At 71.8% G+C, this 19,689-nt stretch carries 15 protein-coding genes; 8 read left to right on the forward strand and 7 right to left on the reverse strand.

The window, feature by feature from the left end; translation table 11 throughout:
* Positions 1 to 3: 3 nt before the first annotated feature.
* Genes OG884_RS04790 through OG884_RS04800 form a run of 3 tightly spaced genes read left to right on the forward strand, consistent with a single transcriptional unit; the run spans position 4 to position 3,590 of the window.
* Positions 4 to 615, forward strand: coding sequence for an RNA polymerase sigma factor (locus tag OG884_RS04790; RefSeq protein ID WP_326642533.1), 612 nt, complete (start codon positions 4 to 6; stop codon positions 613 to 615).
* Positions 612 to 1,076: a hypothetical protein gene (locus OG884_RS04795; RefSeq protein WP_326642535.1), complete on the forward strand. Its 465-nt coding sequence runs from the start codon at positions 612 to 614 to the stop codon at positions 1,074 to 1,076. The genes OG884_RS04790 and OG884_RS04795 overlap by 4 nt, the downstream gene beginning before the upstream one ends.
* Entirely contained in the window at positions 1,077 to 3,590 is a 2,514-nt protein-coding gene (locus tag OG884_RS04800) for a CHAT domain-containing protein (RefSeq protein WP_326642537.1), read from the forward strand.
* 9 nt (positions 3,591 to 3,599) lie between these two features.
* Here OG884_RS04800 and OG884_RS04805 read toward each other — a convergent pair whose 3' ends face one another.
* Both OG884_RS04805 and OG884_RS04810 read right to left on the reverse strand, forming a co-directional pair.
* Positions 3,600 to 4,715, reverse strand: a complete 1,116-nt coding sequence (locus OG884_RS04805; protein WP_326642538.1) for an alkaline phosphatase family protein — start codon at positions 4,713 to 4,715, stop codon at positions 3,600 to 3,602.
* Entirely contained in the window at positions 4,712 to 5,302 is a 591-nt protein-coding gene (locus tag OG884_RS04810) for a DUF5998 family protein (protein WP_326642540.1), read from the reverse strand. Before OG884_RS04810 ends, OG884_RS04805 begins: the two co-directional genes overlap by 4 nt.
* A 236-nt stretch (positions 5,303 to 5,538) precedes the next feature.
* On the opposite strand from OG884_RS04810, the gene OG884_RS04815 reads away from it, so the two are divergent.
* Positions 5,539 to 6,093 carry a hypothetical protein gene (locus OG884_RS04815; RefSeq protein WP_326642543.1) on the forward strand — a complete coding sequence of 185 codons (555 nt, stop codon included), beginning with the start codon at positions 5,539 to 5,541 and terminating at the stop codon, positions 6,091 to 6,093.
* A 106-nt stretch (positions 6,094 to 6,199) separates the two neighbouring features.
* Here OG884_RS04815 and OG884_RS04820 read toward each other — a convergent pair whose 3' ends face one another.
* Positions 6,200 to 8,818, reverse strand: coding sequence for a bifunctional acetate--CoA ligase family protein/GNAT family N-acetyltransferase (locus tag OG884_RS04820; RefSeq protein WP_326642545.1), 2,619 nt, complete (start codon positions 8,816 to 8,818; stop codon positions 6,200 to 6,202).
* Positions 8,819 to 9,025: 207 nt separating this feature from the next.
* Between OG884_RS04820 and OG884_RS04825 the strand changes: the two genes are divergently transcribed.
* On the forward strand, positions 9,026 to 9,916 hold the full coding sequence (locus OG884_RS04825) for a carbohydrate kinase family protein (RefSeq protein ID WP_326642547.1): 891 nt from the start codon (positions 9,026 to 9,028) through the stop codon (positions 9,914 to 9,916).
* Positions 9,917 to 10,088: 172 nt separating this feature from the next.
* Here OG884_RS04825 and OG884_RS04830 read toward each other — a convergent pair whose 3' ends face one another.
* Together OG884_RS04830 and OG884_RS04835 are read right to left on the reverse strand one after the other, a co-directional pair.
* Entirely contained in the window at positions 10,089 to 12,158 is a 2,070-nt protein-coding gene (locus tag OG884_RS04830; RefSeq protein WP_326646856.1) for a RecQ family ATP-dependent DNA helicase, read from the reverse strand.
* Positions 12,159 to 12,176: 18 nt separating this feature from the next.
* Positions 12,177 to 12,626: a TauD/TfdA dioxygenase family protein gene (locus tag OG884_RS04835; protein WP_326642549.1), complete on the reverse strand. Its 450-nt coding sequence runs from the start codon at positions 12,624 to 12,626 to the stop codon at positions 12,177 to 12,179.
* Positions 12,627 to 12,871: 245 nt separating this feature from the next.
* Between OG884_RS04835 and OG884_RS04840 the strand changes: the two genes are divergently transcribed.
* Both OG884_RS04840 and OG884_RS04845 read left to right on the forward strand, forming a co-directional pair.
* Positions 12,872 to 13,456: a GNAT family N-acetyltransferase gene (locus OG884_RS04840; protein ID WP_326642551.1), complete on the forward strand. Its 585-nt coding sequence runs from the start codon at positions 12,872 to 12,874 to the stop codon at positions 13,454 to 13,456.
* A 240-nt stretch (positions 13,457 to 13,696) separates the two neighbouring features.
* Positions 13,697 to 16,189 carry a DNA gyrase/topoisomerase IV subunit A gene (locus OG884_RS04845; RefSeq protein ID WP_326642553.1) on the forward strand — a complete coding sequence of 831 codons (2,493 nt, stop codon included), beginning with the start codon at positions 13,697 to 13,699 and terminating at the stop codon, positions 16,187 to 16,189.
* Between the two features lie 195 nt (positions 16,190 to 16,384).
* On the opposite strand, the gene OG884_RS04850 is transcribed toward OG884_RS04845, so the two are convergent.
* Positions 16,385 to 16,702, reverse strand: coding sequence for a hypothetical protein (locus OG884_RS04850; RefSeq protein ID WP_326642555.1), 318 nt, complete (start codon positions 16,700 to 16,702; stop codon positions 16,385 to 16,387).
* 167 nt (positions 16,703 to 16,869) lie between these two features.
* Here OG884_RS04850 and OG884_RS04855 point away from each other — a divergent pair, with 167 nt between their 5' ends.
* The gene (locus OG884_RS04855) at positions 16,870 to 17,364 is read left to right on the forward strand and encodes a beta-class carbonic anhydrase (protein WP_326642557.1); all 495 of its coding nucleotides are present in this window, start codon (positions 16,870 to 16,872) and stop codon (positions 17,362 to 17,364) included.
* Positions 17,365 to 17,571: 207 nt separating this feature from the next.
* Here OG884_RS04855 and OG884_RS04860 read toward each other — a convergent pair whose 3' ends face one another.
* Positions 17,572 to 19,644, reverse strand: a complete 2,073-nt coding sequence (locus OG884_RS04860; RefSeq protein ID WP_326642559.1) for a DNA gyrase/topoisomerase IV subunit B — start codon at positions 19,642 to 19,644, stop codon at positions 17,572 to 17,574.
* Positions 19,645 to 19,689 lie beyond the last annotated feature (45 nt).

A 19,689-nucleotide genomic window follows, 5' to 3' on the forward strand; every position in this document is an offset into this window, starting at 1 on the left:
CGCGTGAACACTCAGAGTGTCCTATGTGGCTCGGAGGTGCCGGTGAGCGACCAGCCCACGATCGAGGCCGTCCTGGCCGGCGACCAGGCGGCCTGGGACGCGCTGGTCACCCGCTTCACCGGCCCGCTGTGGTCGGCGGTGCGCGCCTACGACCTGAGCCCGGCGGACGCCGCCGACGCGGTGCAGGGCACGTGGCTACGGCTGCTCGAAAGCCTGCACACCATTCGTGACCCGGACCGGATCGGCCCCTGGCTGTTCACCACTGCCAAGCGCGAGGCGTCCCTGCTCCGCCGGCGGCACCGGGGCGAACGGCTGGTCGCCGACCCGGTGGACACCGGGCACGCGCGTTCCACACCGGCCGACGCCGGGCACGTCCACGCCGATCCGGCGCTGGCCGTGCTGACCGCCGACGAGAGCCGCCGTCTGTGGCAGGCCGTCGACGAGATGCACGAGCCGTGCCGCTCGCTGTTCCGGCTGATGGCCACCGCCCCAGACGCGGGCGTCCACCAGCTGGCCGGGCGCCTGGGCATGCCCAGCGGCAGCTACGGTCCCACCCGAGGTCGCTGCCTGAACCGACTACGCACCATGCTCACCACCCGGGAGGCGACACCGTGACACGACATCCGACGACGATCGACGACGAGTCCCTGATAGCCGCGCTGCGCCTGGCCTCCGGGAGCGACCCGGTACCGGCCCAGGTGACGGCCGCCGCCCGTGCGGTCTTCGGTCTGCGACTGCCCGGTGCCACCACGGCCCGCTCCGTGGTCACGCCCGTACCACAGGGCGTTCGGTCCGCCGAGGGTCCCCGGCTGCTGAAGTTCGTCGCCGCCGAGCTCACGGTGGAGCTGGAGGTCACCTCCCTGGACGGCCTGGTCGACCTGGCGGGCCAGATCTCCCCCTGCCCCGAGGCGGGCACGCTGGTCGAGATCCGCACGCCGCACCTCACCGAGTCGCGCGCACTGTCCCCGACGGGCCGGTTCGCCGTCACCGGCCTGCCGCCGGGCTGGTTCAGTGTGGTGTGTCACCGGCCGGAAGATCTCCCGGTGGTCACCAGCTGGACCCGGATCCGCCCGTAGTTGACCTTCGACGAGGCGCTCGCCGCCGCCGAGCACGCGGTCGACCTCTCGGGCAGCGACCCGGCCCGCGCCCTCGCTCTCGCCCGCACCCTGCTCGCCTCGCTCCCCGCGTCCTGTCCGGGAACGACCGGCCCGACGGGTGATCCGGACGATGGCGGCGCGGTGGCGGACCGGAGCCCGGGCTGCCGGCACTGCGAGGCGGAGGCGGTGGCGCACCGGGCGCTGGCGGTGGCGGCGCGAGAGCTCGGCGACCTGCCGTTCGCCGAGGAGCGGTTGCACCGGGCGGTGGAGATCGCGCTGCGGGCCGGGCTGCCGCACCGGGCGGCCCAGGCGCGCCTGTCACTGGTCCACATCCGCACGGAGCTGGGCCACCCGGAGCAGGCGCTGGCCATCGCCGCGGACGCCGAACCCGGCCTGACCCCGGCCGAGCTGGGCAAGCTCGGCGTGCATCGCGCGATGGCCCTGGCGAGGCTCGGCCGCTACCGCGAGGCCGTCGCCCACTGCGACCGGGCCGTGGCCGTCCTCGGCGACGACGTCAGGTTCCTGGCCGGGGCGATGCTGAACCGCGGACTCGCCCGGGTGTTCCTCGGGGAGTTCGAGGCGGCGGAGGCCGACCTGGGCCGGTGCGCGGAGCTGGCGAGAGGCGCGGGCCTCACGCATGTGCTCGCGCTCGCCGAGGGCAACCTGCCGTTCCTGGCCGCGCGGCGCGGCGACCTGCCCGCCGCCTTCACCGCCTACCGGCGTGCCCAGGACATCCTGCTCGACTACCCGGAGCGGCTGGCGACGGTCCGCTGTGACCTGGCCGAGGCGCTGGTCACCGCCCACCTGCCCGGCGAGGCGCGAGCGCTGCTGAACATGGCGGTTCCCGAGCTGGCGGCGGCGGGCGCCGGGGTGGCCCTGGCCGAGGCCCGCCTTCTGCTCGCCAGGGTCGAGCTGCGCACCGGAGATCCGCGCCGCGCCCGGGAGAGCGCGGAGCTGGCCGCTCACGAGCTGGCCGCGCAGGGGCGAGCGGTCCTGGCACCGCTCGCCGACGAGATCCTGCTGCGGGCCCGGCTCGCACTGGACCCGTCCTCCGCGAAGCTACCGGCGACGGTGCCGGAGATGCTCGCGTGCGCCGAAGCACTCGATGCCACCGGCCACCTGAACACCTCGGCGGCGCTCAGGCTCAGCGCCGCCGAGGTCGCGCTCCGGCTGGGTGACCGGCCGTCCACCGACGGCCAGCTGGCCCTCCTCTCCCGCTCGGGTCGCGGGCTGGTCGCCCGCCAGGCGACGGCGCTGCGGCGGTTCCTGGCCGGCGACCGGCGGGGGGCGTTCGCGGCGGTGCTGGCAGGCCTCGCGGAGGTGGGTTCCGAAACGAAGGCGTTCGAGGACCCGATGGTGCGCGCGCACGCCGCCAGGGCGGGTGAGCCGCTGGCCGGGTTCGGGCTGGCCCTCGCCATGCGAACCGGACGAGGCCGCACGGTCCTGGCGTGGGCCGAGCGGTGGCGGGCGGTCACCGGAGGTGCGGGCCGGCCGCTCGCGCCCTGCCTGGCCGCGCTGCGAGCGGCGCTCGGAGAGTCGGCCCTGGTGGAGTTCGTCCGCCATGAGGCGGAACTGGTCGCCGTCGCGGTCACCCGGGACCGGGTGACGCTGCGCCGCCTCGGCCCGTTCGCGACCGTCGCCGAGGCCGTCGTCCGCCTGCGGTACGGGCTACGCAGGGCGCACCTGCTCGATGGAAGGGCTCCCGAGCCCGGTGCGGAGGCCGCGGAGTTGGAACGGCTCCTCTTCCGCCCGCTGGGCGACCGGCTGGGCGACCGGCCGCTGGTGATCGTGCCGACGGGGACGCTGCACATCCTGCCCTGGCCGCTGCTGCCCATGAACTCCGACCGGCCGGTGAGCGTGGCGGCCAGTGCCGCCGCCTGGCTGGCCGGCAGGGAGGTGCCGGCCGTGCGGGACGGGCGTGTCGTGGCCGTGGCGGGGCCGGGGCTGCGGTGCTCGGAGACCGAGGCTCGCATGGTCGGCGAGTGCCACCCGGGGACGGAGCGGGTGGCGGCGCGGCGGGCGGAGGTGATGGCGGCACTGGAGCGGGCGGACGTGGCGCACCTGGCCGCGCACGGGATGTTCTCCCCGCGCAGCCCGCTGCTGTCGAGCATCGATCTCGACGACGGCCCGCTGATGGCGTACGACCTGCTCCGGCTGCGCACCCCGCCCTGGCTGGTGGTGCTGTCGGCGTGCGACGCGGGGATGGCGCACGCCCCGGCCGACGGGGCGCCCCTGGGGCTGGCGGGCACGTTCCTGTCGCTGGGGACACGGTGCGTGGTGGCCAGCCTGGTGCCGGTGCGCGACGAGGAGACGCTGGCTCTGATGACCGTCTTCCACAGGTCGCTGGCCGCCGGCGCCCCACCCGCGCGGGCACTGGCCACCGCGAGCGGGAAGACCGGTGTGGCGGGCTTCGTCTGCTTCGGGTGCGGGGATCAGCCGGTGGCGCCCGGCCCCGGGGAATCGGTCATTCGACCGGCCCGCGACCCGGCGTAGGGCGCGGGCTCATCTGGTGCTCACCTCCAGGAGGGGAACGTGCTGCTCGGCGGGTGTCAGCGAGCCGTGACAGCCGACGAAGGCCGCCTCCTGCGGTTCGGCGACCGAGGCGACGATGGCGCAGTCGGTGTACGGAACGGCGAGGACGTCGCCGATCCTGGGCAGCCATTCGGAGCGGACCCTGGGGCCGAACCAGCCGGATTCGACCGCCTCCTGGCGGGATGCCACCCAGGCCTTTCCCGCGAGGATGTCACGCCAGGTGTCGAGTACCGCTTCCGCGGCGCCGGGGACGGTGTAAACGTGACGGGCCCTGGCCTCCCCACCGAGCAGGGCGACGCCCTCGCGCAGCACGCCGATCGTGTCGACGTCGACACGATCGGTGACGTTGACCATGCCGTGGTCGGCGGTGACGTACATCGCCGAGCCGGGCGGGAGCGTCTCGGCCAGCCGCTCGGCCATCCGGTCGACCAGGGCGAGCTGGTCGAGCCAGGCCGGGGAGCCCCAGCCGGTCCGGTGGCCGACGGAGTCGAGGTCTCCGTAGTAGACCGAGACGTGGGCGCGGGGCTCGGCCAGCGCGTGGCGGACCCCGGCGATCCGGTCGTCGACCTCGTCGGCACCGACGAAGCGCACGCCCCGGTAGACGGCCCTGTTGAAACCGGTGGTCTCGAACCTGGCCGGGCCGACGTAGCTGACCGGGATGTCGGCCGCCGCCGCACGTTCGTACACGGTCGGGGTGGGCTGCCAGTCGCCGGGGTCGACGAGGGGGCCCTTGGCGGTCCAGCGCAGGCAGTTGAGCATGTAGCCGGCGCCGGGCACGGCGAGCTGGTAGCCGAGCATGCCGTGCTCGCCCGGTGGCAGACCGGTGCCGAGTGTGCCCAGGCTGGTCACGGTTGTGGCTGGGAAGCCCGCGGTCAGCACCCTGCCGAGCCTGGCGGACAGGAACGGCGCGGTCAGTGGGTGGGCGGCGAGCAGTTCGGCGCCCATGCCGTCGACGAGGAACAGCAGGACCCGCTCTGCCGGGGCGAGGCCCAGCGGGTTGTCGCCGTCCATCCCGACCGAGGCGAGCAACGAGGACGACAGGTCCGCGAGCGAGGCCGTCCCGTAGGCGGGGACCAGAGGGATCACGAGGCGGTGCGGGCGGTGGCCTCCGACAGTGCCTTGGCGAAGGCCAGCACATGGGAGACGGCCTCTGGTCCGTCGGCCGCCTCGCTCACCCGCAGGGAGAGATCGTCGGCCGTGATGGCGCCGGTGTATCCGTGGTCGGCCTCGCAGTTCTCGTCGCCGCAGGTGGCCGGCTCCAGGTCGACGTGGGAGATGGCGCCCCAGCCGATCGTGAGCGTGACCTCCGTGGGCGGCACGCCCGGAACGTAGGAGGCGGGGTCGGGGACGACTCTGGTGACCGCGACCGACTGGATCCGGCTGAGGCGCACGGCCTCGGTGGTCGTGGAGGCGTGTGACGCCGACACCCCCTCCACGGGCGGGTGCTCGTCGGTGTGGCAGACGAGTAGCCGGGTGGGGGAGAGCACCAGCACCGTGACGTGCCTGCGCACCTCCATGGCCGGGTCGAAGGTGGCCTCGTGATGCACGACGTAGGCGCCCACCTGCTCCTTGCCGAGCGCGGAATCGACCGCGTCGGCGACCAGATCGGGATAGTAGCCACTGCGGTCGATGGCGTCGCGCAGGCCGGCGGACGAGAGTCGGGTTTCCCTCATGGGTCCATCCTGCCCTGTCCGGGGCAGCGCTTTCACCGGGAGCGCGCCCCCTTTGGCAGGTGGTGCAAATCGTGATCCGGCCCGCGACGGTCTTTTCCGGCCGCGAAAGCGTCACCGGAAGCGCCCGGTGTCCGGTTCCGGTCCGTGACTTTTACCTCCGTTTGGTTTGACGTGATCTTTTCTGGGCTACCGGGAGCAGTGGTGGTCCGGAACCCGGAATCCAGGGATGAGGAGATATGGCCGATGAACGTCCAGATTCGCCGGAGCGGGCCGGGATGGCCCTCGCGGTGACCATCGCGGCCACCGTGGCGGTGACCGTCACGACCACTGTGGCGGCCATCGCCGCCGCCACCGCACCGCCCGCCCTCGGAGCGCGACTCCCCGCCGACCTGATCCTCACCACGGTCCACGACGGCCCCTTCGAGGCCGGTGGCACCGGCACCTTCTCCATAGACGTCACCGCCGACCCCGCCTCCATCGGGATCGGATACCCGACCGAGGTCACCTACTACTTCCCCGCGGACCTGACCCCGGTACGGGCCTCGGGCGCGGGCTGGAGATGCCGGACAACGCCCAGGAGCGTCGACTGCGAAACGCGTGACCTGGCCTCTCCCGGCTTCCAGCTGCCCCGGATCACGATCGGCGTGACCGTGGCGAGGGACGCCACCGGCACGCTGACCGCCTCCGGCAGGGCCGTCGAGGCCGTGGCCGTCCCCACCGGGACCGGCCACGCGTCCGACACCGTCGCCAGCACGGTCCAGATCCTCCCTGCGGCGACGTCCGCGACCTGACAGGACATGCCGGGTACGCCGGGCGGGAACGTTCACCCGGCGGGATGCCCCGCGCTCTCCGGCCGTGGACCCGGCCGGGCGGCGCGGACCACGGGAGAGGTCCGCGTCAGCCGAGGCGCCGGGGGCCGTCGTCGGGGCGCGGGCCCTCGTGGTCGCGGAGCACGACCCGGGCGCCCAGCACGGTCACCCCGGACTGCCCCACCAGCACCGGGTCGAGAGTGAGCCGTGCCACCTCCGGGAGATCGTCCGCCAGCCGTCCGAGGCGGATCAGCAGGTCCTCCAGCGCCTCGACCGCGACCGGCGGGTAGCCGTACTCGCCGAGGAGCAGGGGGGCGGCGCGCGGCGACCTCACCAGTGCCGCCGCGTCCTCACGGGTCAGCGGGGCCAGCCGGTACGCCTCGTCGTGCAGCAGCCGCGCGGTGATCTCACCGAGCCCGAAGGAGACGACCGCGCCGAAGGCGGGGTCGTCCATCACCCCGGCCACGGTCGGCACCGCGGGCTGCGGGGCCATGCGCTGCACCGCGAGCACGGCCCCGGGTTCGAGTTGGCGCGTCAGGTCGGCGTAGGCGTCACGTACCCCGTCGGGTCCCGACAACCCCAGACGCACGGTCCCCGCATGCTTGGCCGCCTCGGACCCCTCGGCCTTCAGCACGACCGGCCAGCCGAGCCTCGTCGCGGCGTCGACGGCCTCCTGGGGCGATCCCACCGTCTCCGACGGCCAGACCTCCACCCCGTAGCGGGCGAGCAGCCGCGAGGCGTCGATCTCGGCCGGGGCGTCGCCCAGCCCGGCGAGCACGAGGCTCCGTGCCGCGCCGGTGTCGACGCCCTCGATCTCCTCGGGCACCCCTGCGGGCTGCTCCAGCCAGCGCGCGTGCCGCACGACGTGGGCGAGCGCGCGGACCGCCTCCTCGGGCGCGGTGTACGAGGGGATGGAGCCTCGCTCGGGAGTGGTGCCGACCCGCAGTTCCCCGAGCATGCCGATCTTGCCTTCGAACGTGGCCAGCACCGGTTTGCCGCAGTCGCGAGAGACGCGCAGCAGCTCGGCGCCGACCTCTTCGGCGTTGCCGGGGATGGGCGGCATGTAGATCGCCACCACGGCGTCCACGTCCGGGAGCACCGAGGCCAGGGCCGCACCGAACTCGGCGGCGCCCGCCCGCGCGCCGAGGTTGACCGATGGCCTGGGCTCCAGGCCGACCCGCGCGCAGGCGTCGGCGGCCAGCAGCGCCATCGCGTCGGAGTTGCTGACCAGACCGACCCTGGGCCCGGCGGGCAGCGGCTGGTAGGCCAGCAGCTGCGCCACGTCGAACTGCTGGATCAGGTCGTCCACCCTGATCACCCCCGCCTGCTCGAACAGCGCGCTGAGCGCGGGGTCCGGCAGGCCGAGCACGGGCGCGGCGTGACCCGTGGGCACGCCCTGGGTGGTGCCGCCGCTCTTGACGACCACGATCGGCTTGCGGCGCGAGATGCGCCGCGCGAGGCGGGCGAACTTGCGGGGGTTTCCCAGCGACTCCAGGTAGAGCAGGATCACGTCGGTCCGCGGATCCTCCTCCCAGTACTGGAGCAGGTCGTTGCCCGACACGTCGGCGCGGTTGCCCGCGGAGACGAACGAGGAGATGCCCATGCCCCGCTGGGCCACCCGCTGCAGCAGCGCGGCGCCCAGGGCTCCGGACTGGCTGAAGAAGCCGACCCTGCCGCGCCCGGGGAGGGTGGCGGCGAGCGTGGCGTTCAGCCGCACCGATGGGTCGGTATTGGCGATGCCGAGGCAGTTGGGGCCGACGACCCGCAGGCCGTACGCGCGGGCGATGCGCACCATCTCGTCCTGCCTGGCCCGCCCCTCGGGGCCGGCCTCGCCGAACCCGGAGGAGACCACGATCAGCCCGCGCACCCCCTTCTCCGCGCACTCCTTGACCACGTCGATCACCCCGTCGGCGGGTACGGCGAGAACGGCGAGGTCCACCTCCCCGTCGATGGCCGTCACACTCGGGTAGGCCCGCACCCCGGCCACGGCCCGCACCTCGCGGTGCACGGGGTAGACCGGACCGGTGAAATCGGCGCCGAGCAGGTTGCGCAGCACGGTCTGGCCGACGCCGCCCGGCTCGCGCCCCGCCCCGACGACCGCCACCGAGCCAGGCGAGAGCAGGCGCTCGATCGAGCGGGACTCGGCGCGGTGCTCGCGGGCGGTGGTCACCTCCTGGGCGGTCTCGGTCGGGGTGAGGTCGAGGGTCATCCGGACCACGCCGTCGGCGAAACTACTCTGCGCGGTGTAGCCGACCTGTTTGAGGACGCCCATCATCTTCTGGTTGGCGGGCAGCACGTCGGCGACGAAGCAGGCGATCCCCCGCTCCCTGGCGGTGGCCGCCAGGTGTTCGAGGAGCACCGAGGCGACCCCCCGGCCCTGGTGGGCGTCCTCGACGAGGAAGGCGACCTCCGCCTCGCCGGGTTCGATCCGGTCGTAGCTGATGACCGCCACCATCTCGGCGCCGATCGTGGCGATCAACGCCACGCGGTCCACGTAGTCGACGTTGGTGAACCAGGTGATCTCCCGATCCGACAGCCGCGGCCGGGGACTGAAGAAGCGGAAGTAGATCGACTCGTTGGACAGCCGGCCGTAGAAGGAACGCAACCGGTCGGCGTCGGCGGGCCGAATCGGGCGTACATGGGCGGTGCCGCCGTCCGACAGGACGACGTCCGCCTCCCAGTGGGCAGGGTACTGAGCAGCCTCCACAGCCCCGAGAGTAGACGCGAATCTCACAAGACGGACCAGCGGCACGAATTCACGCAACGCTTGTGCATCGACTATGGTCCGGTGTCTGGTCAAGACCCCATAGCCTGGCCGGAAGCTGTTAAGTTTTTCGCGGCTAGAGGTCTAGAGGTACGGCTTGAAGCACGGCCAGAGGCACGTCGGCATCGAAGGCAGCAAGGTGGTGACATCATGACGCGGGTGGTCGTGGTGGGCGATCTCATGACCGATGCGGTCGCGAGAGCTCGCTACCCGTTGGCAAGGGCCAGCGACACACCGGCGGTCGTCACCATGCACGGCGGTGGCTCGGGGGCCAACATCGCCTCCTGGCTCGCCGTCGAGGGCACGGAGGTCGCCTTCATCGGGCGGCGCGGCGCCGACATCACCGGCCGTAACCGCGACATGGAGTTGATGGGCTACGGCGTCGACGCCCGCCTCGTCATGGATCCCGAGCGGCCGACCGGCACCTGCGTGGTGCTCGTCACCCACAAGGGCGAGCGCACCATGCTGTCCGACCCCGGCGCGAACGCGGCCCTGTCCCCCGAGGATCTGCCCCGTGACCTGTTCTCCCAGGGTGGGCACCTGCACCTGTCCGGCTACACGCTGATCAACGAGGGTTCACGCGAGGCCGGTATGGCGGCGCTGGAGATGGCTCGCCGCTCCGGGATGTCCGTCTCGGTCGACTGCTCCTCCTCCGCTCCTCTGGAGCGCACGGGTGCCGAGCCCTTCCTGGAGTGGACGCAGAGCGCCAAGCTGCTGTTCGCCAACGCCGACCAGGCGAAGGTCCTCACCGGCCGCGACGATCCCGCCGCCGCCGCCAAGGTCCTCACCGCCTGGTTCCCTCAGGTGGTCGTCAAGCTCCGTGACGAGGGCGCGCTCTGGTACGGCAACCGCCCCGACCCGATCAAGGTCCCCGCCGGGGCCGTGGAGCGCGTGGTCGACGGCACCGGCGCCGGTGACGCCTTCACCGCGGGCTTCCTGCCGGCATGGCTCGGCGGCAAACCCCCGGCCGAGGCCCTGGCCTCCGGCTGCCACCTGGCCTCCCGGGCCATCTCCCACCTGGGCGCCCGCCCCCGCCTCTAGCGAGGGTCCACCTGGTCGGGCGGACTCTCCTAGCTGGTGACCGCCAGGGCCTAGAGCACCGGTCAAGTAAGGACCAAGCGGTGTCCGGCCTTCGGTAAACCCGGGTCGCAACAGGTCGGCCTGGCCGCATCTGGTGTTGATCAACGCTCTGTGCGGTTACTTGACCGGCTCTCTAGCTGGTGACCGCCAGGGCGAGAGGCAGCACGGCGGGGGCTCCGGCGTGACGGAGCATGGCGGCTCCCAGGGTCATCGTCCAGCCCGTGTCGATCCGGTCGTCGACCAGAAGGAGCGGCCCTTGGGCCGAGACCACGGCCGCGCCCAGGGCGGAGGGCATGGCGAGGGTGCCCCGGATCGCCTGGACGCGCTGCGCGCTGTTGAACTGCCGTCCGGGCGGGCCCGACCGGTAGCCGAGGTCGCCCAGATAGGACAGGCGCCCCACCTGGGCCAGCCGCTCGGCCAGGTTGCGGACGAGTTGCGGGCGACTTCCCGAGGGCACCGCGACCACCCCGACCGGGCGCTGTGCCCACTCCCAGGACGACAGCACCTTGACCACGGCGGCGAAGACGTCGTCGGGAACCGGCCCGTCGGCGGCTCCGTCGGCCAGGAGGCCGCGCAGGCGGTTGCCCCAGCCGATGTCGGTGAGCCTGCCCAGCACCCGCCCCGGCTCGGCGCCCAGTTCCGGCCTGATCCGGCCCTTGAGATCGGTCAGCCCCGTCGGCCACTGCCTGCGCGCCTCGACCTCCACCCCGGGCCTGCGGAGCCGATCGGCCGCCGACCGCACGGCCTGCTCGTCCACCTCGGGCGAGCGGTGCGTGCCGGTGCAGTTGTCGCAGCGCCCACACGGGGCGGCGGTGTCGTCGTCCAGGCGGCGGCGGAGGAACTCCTCCCGGCAGCCGGTGGTGTCGAGGTAGTCGAGCATGGCCCGCTGCTCTGCCTCCCGCTCGGCGGTGACCCTGGCGTAGCGCGGGGCGTCGTACTCCCAGGGCTCGCCGGTGGACTCCCAGCCGCCCTTGACCCGGCGCACGGCGCCGTCGACGTCGAGGACCTTCAGCATGGTCTCAAGGCGGCTCCGGCTGAGATCCACCCGGTTCTCCAGGGCTGCCGTGGACATCACTCCGCCCTCCTCCAGCGCGGCCAGCACGGCCCGCACGACGGGCTCGGGCGGGAAGGCCAGCGAGGCGAAGTACGCCCAGATGTCGCGGTCCTCCGCACCGGGCAGCAGGATCACCTCTGCCCGCTCGACTCCTCGGCCCGCCCTTCCGACCTGCTGGTAGTAGGCCACCGGGGACTGCGGGGCCCCGACATGGACGACGAATCCCAGGTCGGGCTTGTCATAGCCCATGCCGAGCGCGGAGGTCGCGACCAGTGCCTTGATCTTGTTGTCCAGCAGTGCCTGCTCGGCGGCGAGCCGCTCGGCCTGTTCGGTCTGCCCGGAGTAGGCGGCCACCTCGTGGCCCTGCTCGCGCAGGTAGGCGGCGATCTCCTGGGCGGCGGCCACGGTGAGCGTGTAGACGATGCCGGAGCCGGGGAGCTCGTGCAGCGTACTGGCGAGCCAGGCCAGGCGCTGCTCGGCGCCGCGCAGGCGCACGACCCCGAGATGGAGGCTGTCGCGCTCCAGCGCGCCGCGCAGCACCAGCGTCTCCTCGCCCATCTGCTCGGCGACGTCGCGGGTGACCCTGGCATTGGCCGTGGCGGTGGTCGCGAGGATCGGCACGCCCTCGGTGAGCTCCTCGAACATCGTGCGCAGCCGCCGGTAGTCGGGGCGGAAGTCGTGGCCCCAGTCGGAGATGCAGTGCGCCTCGTCGACCACGATCAGGCCCGCGCTCTCGGCCAGCTCGGGCAGCACGTGGTCGCGGAAGTCGGGGTTGTTGAGCCGCTCGGGGCTGACCAGCAGCACGTCGACCTCGCCCTCGGCGACCTGGTTGTAGATCTGCTCCCACTCCTCGGGGTTGGCCGAGTTGACCGTGACCGCGTTGATCCCGGCGCGCTCGGCGGCGGCGATCTGGTTGCGCATCAGGGCCAGCAGCGGGGACACGATGACGGTCGGCCCCTCACCCAGCTCGCGCAGGAGCGCGGTGGCGATGAAGTAGACGGCTGACTTGCCCCAGCCGGTGCGCTGCACCACGAGCACCCGGCGCCGGTCCATGACCAGTGCCCTGATGGCCGACCACTGGTCCTCGCGCAGCCGGGCGTGCTCCCCGGCGAGCGCCCGCAGCCGCCCCTCGGCCTCTTCTCGCAGCATCTGCTCTTCGCTCACCGGTCATTGGTACCAGGTCTCGCCGACTGTTTCACTTATGCGCTGGTCGGCACCTCCCGCCCGCTGTCGGTCGGCACCACCTCCACCCTGTCCGCGCTGACGGCGGCCGCCGTCGCGGCCTACCGCGCCCGCGGCTCCTGAACGTCCAGGTGCTTCGAAGGTGTTGTCGCTGCGCCACTCGTCGCCGCCCTCGCCCTTGGGGTCGGTCTGGTCGAGGACGTGGATGGCGGTGCCGCCGTCCTTCCTGAAGGCGTGGTGGTTGATCGAACCGAAGTTCTCCGCGAAGCGGATGTGCTCTTCGTCACTGATGTGCTGGTCGCGGAAGAAGAGGACCTTGTGCTTCAGCCAGCCTCGCCGGATCTCCCGGACCTCCCCCTCCGACAGTGGCCTGCGCAGGTCGACGCCGTTCACCTCGGCACCGATGTGCCTGGTCACGGGCTTGAACTCGATCATTTTCGGACGCCCCTCCATCGTGGCCGTACGACATTCGCGAAGGTTGGGTCATCCTTACCCTCCCCTCTTTCCGAGCCTGGCCCGGCCCAATAAATCAAGCAATCACTTGGTCAAAAACATGCCGCGGGCCGGTGCCGGCCGAGAGTGGCCCCGGCCGCCGTGGACACACTCGTGAGGAAGTCACACCGGGTCGGCGGGGAGCGAGGGAGCTGGCAGGCTCCGCTCCGTGGTTTGATGCATCCACTATGGACGTCACCACCTGGTATCTCGAACAGACCTCACGCTCGGACCTGCTGCCCGCGAAACCGCCGTCGATCGAGGTCGACATCGTGCACGCCGAGGTGCCTTCGCCCGAGTTCAGCCGGTTCCTCAGCACGGCCGTCGGCGGAGAGTGGCACTGGACCAACCGGCTGCCGTGGACCTGGCGCGAGTGGAGCGACTGGCTGGAGGGCGGCGTGGAGACCTGGGTGGCCTACCACCGCGGCACCCCCGTCGGCTACGTCGAGCTCGCCCCCCAGGACGGCGCGAGCGTCGAGATCACCTGCTTCGGCCTCCTGCCGTGGGCGATCGGCAGAGGCCTCGGCGGCCATCTGCTGGAGGTCGTCACCGCCAGGGCCTGGGACCTGGCCGACCGGCAGCCCGATCGGGAACCGACCCGGCGGGTGTGGCTGCACACCTGCTCCCTCGACAGCCCGGCGGCGCTCGCCAACTATCGGGCACGCGGCTTCAAGATCTACGACACCAAACTGAACGTGCCCGGCGACGAGTACGAAGGCGAGACCCCCGGCCCCTGGCCCGGAGCGGGCCCTCGGACCCGCGACACCCCCTGAACACCCCGCTCGAACGGCGGTGGCCCCCGGCGGCAGGCCGGGAAAGGCCCGGAGGTGTCGGATGAGCTGGGTATGGTATCGAGTCTCGGTACCATACCGTCGCCCTGTCACCGCTCTCCCGCCGGACGTCCCGTCCCGAGGCTCCCCGGGGAGCCGGTGCAGGCGGTTCGCCCACGAAGACAGAAGGAGGATGCGCCTCCCCCCCGGCCTGACGGCCGGGGCGCGCGCGCAGGAAATCAGATGGCTCGACGGACGACCACACCCCCGACCGACGAGGGCTTCGAGGAGCGGATCGTCGACATCGACGTTTCCACCGAGATGCGCACCAGCTTCCTCGAATACGCATACTCGGTCATCTACCAGCGCGCGCTGCCGGACGCCAGGGACGGCCTCAAGCCGGTTCAGCGCCGCATCCTCTACTCGATGAGCGAGATGGGCCTGCGGCCCGACCGGGGCCACGTCAAGTCCTCGCGCGTCGTCGGCGACGTGATGGGCAAGCTCCACCCGCACGGCGACACCGCCATCTACGACGCGCTGGTCCGCATGGCCCAGCCGTTCTCGATGCGCCTGCCGCTCATCGACGGGCACGGCAACTTCGGCTCCCCGGACGACATGCCCGCCGCGATGCGTTACACCGAGGCCCGGCTGGCCTCGGCGGCCATGGCCGTGGTCCAGTCGATCGACGAGGACACCGTCGATTTCAAACCCAACTACGACGGCCAGGAGACCGAGCCCACGGTCATGCCGTCGGCCTTCCCCAACCTGCTGGTCAACGGGGCCACCGGCATCGCGGTCGGGATGGCCACCAACATGGCGCCGCACAACCTCGTCGAGGTCGTCGCCGCCGCCCGCCACCTGATCAAGAAGCCGGAGGCGACCCTCGACGACCTGATGCGGTTCGTCCCCGGCCCCGACCTGCCCACCGGCGGCACGATCATCGGCCTCGACGGCATTCGCGACGCGTACGCCAAGGGCCGCGGCACCTTCCGGATGCGCGCCAAGTGCGCCGTCGAGCAGGTCAGCCCCCGCCGCAAGGGCATCGTCGTCACCGAACTGCCTTTCAACGTCGGCCCCGAGCGCGTGGTCACCAAGATCAGGGAACTGGTCACCGCCAAGAAGCTCCAGGGCATCTCCGACCTCAAGGACCTCAGCGACCGGCACAAGGGCCTCAGCCTGGTCATCGAGATCAAGAACGGCTTCATCCCCGAGGCCGTGCTGGAGGAGCTTTACCGGCTCACGCCGATGGAGGAGACCTTCGGCATCAACAACGTCGCGCTGGTCGACGGCGAGCCGCGCACGCTGGGCCTGCGCGAACTGCTCCAGGTCTACGTCGACCACCGCATCGACGTGGTCCGCCGCCGCTCGCTGTACCGCCGGCGCAAGCGCGAGGAGCGACTGCACCTCGTCGAGGGCCTCGCCATCGCCCTGCTCAACATCGACGAGGTGATCCGGGTCATCCGCTCCTCCGATGACTCCGCCCAGGCCCGCGAGCGCCTGACGCAGGCATTCCAGCTGTCGGAGATCCAGGCCAACTACATCCTCGACACCCCGCTGCGCCGCCTGACCCGCTACGACAAGCTGGAGCTCGACCGCGAGAGCCAGACGCTGCGCGACGAGATCGCCGAGCTGACCGCGATCCTGTCCTCCGACGACAGGCTCCGCAAGGTCGTCTCCGACGAGCTTGCCCAGATCTCCAAGACCTTCGGCACCCCGCGCCGCACGGTGCTGCTGGAGTCCTCGGGGGTCGCGAGGAACGTCTCGGCTCCCCTGGAGGTGGCCGATGACCCCTGCCTGGTGCTGTTCTCGTCCACCGGGCTGCTGGCCCGCACGACCGACGCCTCGCCACTGGCGGGCGACGGCGACCGCTCGGCCCACGACGTGCTGGTCTCCGCGGTGCGGAGCACCGTCAGGGGCGAGGTGGGCGTGGTCACCAACCAGGGGCGGATGATCCGGGTCCAGGTGGTCGACCTGCCCACGCTGCCCCGCTCGGCCAACCCGCCGTCGCTGTCCGGAGGCCACCCGGTCGCCGAGTACGTCACCTTCAACCCGGGCGAGACCGTCGTCGGCGTCGGCTCGCTCGACCCCGAAGGACCCGGCCTGGCACTGGGCACCGCGCAGGGCGTGGTCAAGCGGGTCGTCCCCGACTACCCGGCCAACCGCGACGACTTCGAGGTCATCGGCCTCAAGGACGGCGACAGCGTGGTGGGCGCGGTGGAGCTGACGAGTGAGGACCATGACCTGGTCTTCATCACCTCGGAGGCCCAGCTGCTGCGCTACCCCGCCTCCGTCGTCCGCCCGCAGGGCCGCCCGGCGGGCGGCATGGCCGGCGTGCGGCTGGACGGAGGTGCCGTGGTGGTCTGGTTCGGCGCGGTCGACCCCTCCCGCGAGTCGCAGGTCGTGACGATCGCCGGCTCCTCGACCGCACTGCCCGGCACCCAGATCGGCGGCGCCAAGGTCTCCGACTTCGCCGAATACCCGCCAAAGGGCCGCGGCACCGGCGGTGTCCGCGTCCAGCGGTTCCTCAAGGGCGAGGACGTCCTGCTGCTCGCCTGGGCGGGCCCCGGCCCGGCTCGCGCGGTCTCGTCCGTCGGCAAGCCCGCGCCGCTCCCCGAGGAGCCGGGCCGCCGCGACGGCTCCGGTGTCCGGCTCACCCACACCGTGGCGGCCGTGGGCGGCGCTCTCTGCGCCGAAGGCGACCGGAAGGGCCAGGGGGCCGACACCCCCCCGGAATGACCCTCACCCCCCGTGTGGGACCCCACGGAGCCCCCGCCAGGACGGCGTGGGCTCCGTGGGGCCGGGGAGGGGTGACGGGTCCCGCGCACCGAGCGCCGACGTCGCGTCCCCGGAACCCGGCGACGCCGCCCGGCAGATCTCGGGTTCCGGATGCGCGTCCCCTCCCGCGCGGCGCTCAGAATCCGCCCGGGACCTTCAGGTGAGGGCCCCCTGGAGCGCGAACCTGATGGCCATCAGCAGTTGCCAGGGCTCGCCCGACTCCCAGAAGCGGACGACCCTGGCGACTCGATCCGGCGGATCGAACTCACCGGCCCCGTACGGGCCGAAACACCCCGCCTCCACGAGGACGGCCACGAACGGGTCGTCGTCCTTCAGGGACCGGGTATAGGCCGCCGCGTCGAGCAGGGCCAGTGCCGAGCGCGCGTTGCGCCCCCCGTCCCTGGCCTCCACACGGTCCAGCTTCCGCCTGCCCTGGTCACGGAGATAGTCGGCCAGCGATTCGGTCCTGCTCATTACCCTCCCCAACTCCCGGACTTTGAGTGACGACATCATCACCCACTGTGGGTGTCGGCGGTGGGATCTTGGTGAAGTCGTCACTCGATGCGCCCCCGACGACTCTCGCCAAACGGGTATGACGCATCATTAATCCGTTAGCTCCATCGACCGAGGGATACACGTACGTGAGTGCCTTTGACGACCTGCTGGCCGCCAACGAGGAGTTCTCCGCCACGTTCACCGACTCAGAGCTGACCGGCAAGGCCGCTCGCGGCCTCGCGGTGGTCACCTGCATGGACTCACGGATCGATCCGCTGGGTCTCTTCGGGCTGAAGCCGGGCGACGCCAAGATCCTCCGCAACGCCGGGGCCAGGGTGACCGACGACGTGCTGCGCACACTCGTCCTGGCGGTCAACCTGCTGGCGGTGGAGCGGGTGCTGGTCATGCCGCACACCGACTGCGGCATGACCAAGGTCACCGACGGCGAGGTGCATGCGATCGCCGCCCGGCGCGGCGTCGACACCCGGAGCCTGGACTTCCACACCGTCCCCGACCAGGACGCTGCGCTGCGCCACGACCTCACCCGGATCAGGACCAGCCCGTTCCTTCCGGCGGGCATGCCGGTGGGCGGCGCCGTCTACGACGTGCACACCGGCAAGCTGATGCCGGTCGAGATCTGAGCCTCGGGATCCGCTCCCGGTTCCGCCCGGCCCCGCCCGGACGGAACCGGTCTTCCCGCGCCACGCCCGGCGCCGACGTCATGGGGGCGCCCGCCAGGTGACCGGCCCCGCTGAGCGGGGCCGGTCAGCGGGGCCGGTCAGCGGCGGCAAGGCACTCAGAGACGGCCTTGGCGCGAAATGGCCGGGAGCCCGATGATGCCGCCGCCCCTAGGCGTCGATGTGGTCGCGGTCGATCTCGGCCGCGCTGCCCACGATGAACTCCCGGCGCGGGGCCACGTCGCTGCCCATCAGGAGGGCGAAGATGCGCTCGGCCTCCTCGATGTCCTGGATGCGGACCCGGCGCAGGGTGCGATGGCGGGGCTCCATGGTCGTCTCGGCCAGCTGGTCCGCGTCCATCTCGCCCAGGCCCTTGTATCGCTGGACCGGATCCTTCCAGCGCTTGCCCCGGCGCTCCAGATCACGCAGCACCTTGTGCAGCTCGGCGTCGGAGTAGCAGTAGACGTACTTGCCCTGACCGCGGCCGGGGTTGATGACCTCGATCCGATGCAGCGGCGGCACGGCGGCGAAAACGCGCCCGGCCTCGACCATCGGCTTCATGTAGCGGTGGAACAGGGTCAGCAGGAGACAACGGATGTGCGCCCCGTCGACGTCGGCGTCGGCCATCAGGATGACCTTGCCGTAGCGGGCCGCCTCGATGTCGAAGGATCGACCGGAACCCGCCCCGATGACCTGGATGATCGCGGCACACTCGGCGTTCTTGAGCATGTCCGCGACGGACGCCTTCTGCACGTTCAGGATCTTGCCTCGGATCGGCAGCAGCGCCTGGAACTCCGAGTCGCGGGCCGCCCGGGCGGTGCCCAGCGCCGAGTCACCCTCGACGATGAACAACTCGCTGCGGTCGACCTCGTCACTTCGGCAGTCGACCAGCTTCGCCGGGAGCGCCGAGTTCTCCAGTGCGGTCTTGCGGCGCTGGTTGTCACGGTGCTCCCGGGCGGCGATGCGGGCCTTGGCCGCCGCGACGATCTTCTCCAGGACCGCACGGAGCTGCGGCTTGGCATTGCGCGACGGGTTGGCGAGCAGTTCCTTGAGCTCGCGCGAGACGACGTGGGCGACGATCCTGGAGGCCGCCGAGGTGCCCAGGACCTCCTTGGTCTGGCCCTCGAACTGCGGCTCGGGCACCCGGACGGTCACCACCGCGGTGAGACCCTCCATGATGTCCTCACGGGTGACCGGGGCATCGCCGTTCTTGAGCAGGCGGGTCTCGCGCAGCTGCTCGTTCAGGGTACGGACGAGGGCTCGTTCGAAGCCGTTGACGTGGGTGCCGCCCTTGGGGGTGGCGATCACGTTGACGAAGGACCTGACGGTGTTGTCGTAACCCTTGCCCCAGCGCACCGCCACGTCCACGGTGAGCTCGCGCTGGACCTCGGTCGGGGTCATGTGCCCCAGCTCGTCGAGGACCGGAACCGTCTCGTGGAAGTGACCCACGCCCTGCAGCCGCAGCACATCGCAGACCGCCTCGTCCCGGGCGAGGAACTCGGTGAACTCCGAGATGCCGCCGTCGAAGTGGAACTCCTCCTCGGCCGCCTCCTCGCCGCGGCTGTCGCGCACGGCCAGGGTCAGGCCGGGGACCAGGAAGGCGGTCTGGCGCAGGCGGACATGGATCTCGTCGAGGGAGACCTCGGCCTCGGGGAGGAAGATCTGGTGGTCGACCCAGAAGCGCACGCGGGTGCCGGTGACGTTCTTCGCGGCGTCGCCGCCGTCACGCAGCCCCGACTTCTTCTTGAACTTGGCCTTGGGCCCGTCGCCGTCGAAGACGCCGGGAACGCCCCTGCGGAAGCTGATCTCGTGAATCCGGCCGCCACGGTCGACCTCGACGTCCAGCCGCGAGGAGAGGGCGTTGACGACGGAGGCGCCGACCCCGTGCAGGCCGCCGGAGGCACCGTAGGAGCCGCCGCCGAACTTCCCACCGGCGTGAAGCTTGGTGTAGACGAGCTCGACGCCCGCCAGACCGCTCTTGGGCTCGATGTCGACGGGGATGCCCCGGCCGTTGTCACGGACCTCGATGGAGCCGTCGGCGTGGAGTTCAACCTCGATGCGGGTGCAATAGCCGGCCAGGGCCTCGTCGACCCCGTTGTCCACGATCTCCCACAGACAGTGCATGAGACCGCGGCTGTCGGTTGACCCGATGTACATACCGGGGCGCTTGCGGACGGCTTCGAGACCCTCCAGCACCGACAGGTGGCGGGCCGTATAACCCGTCTCCGCGCTAACTGCGGTCACGCCCACTCCCAGCTCTGTCGAACATGTGTGCGCAGCTTACCGTTC

The organism is Streptosporangium sp. NBC_01755, from assembly GCF_035917995.1.
Taxonomy (GTDB): domain Bacteria; phylum Actinomycetota; class Actinomycetes; order Streptosporangiales; family Streptosporangiaceae; genus Streptosporangium.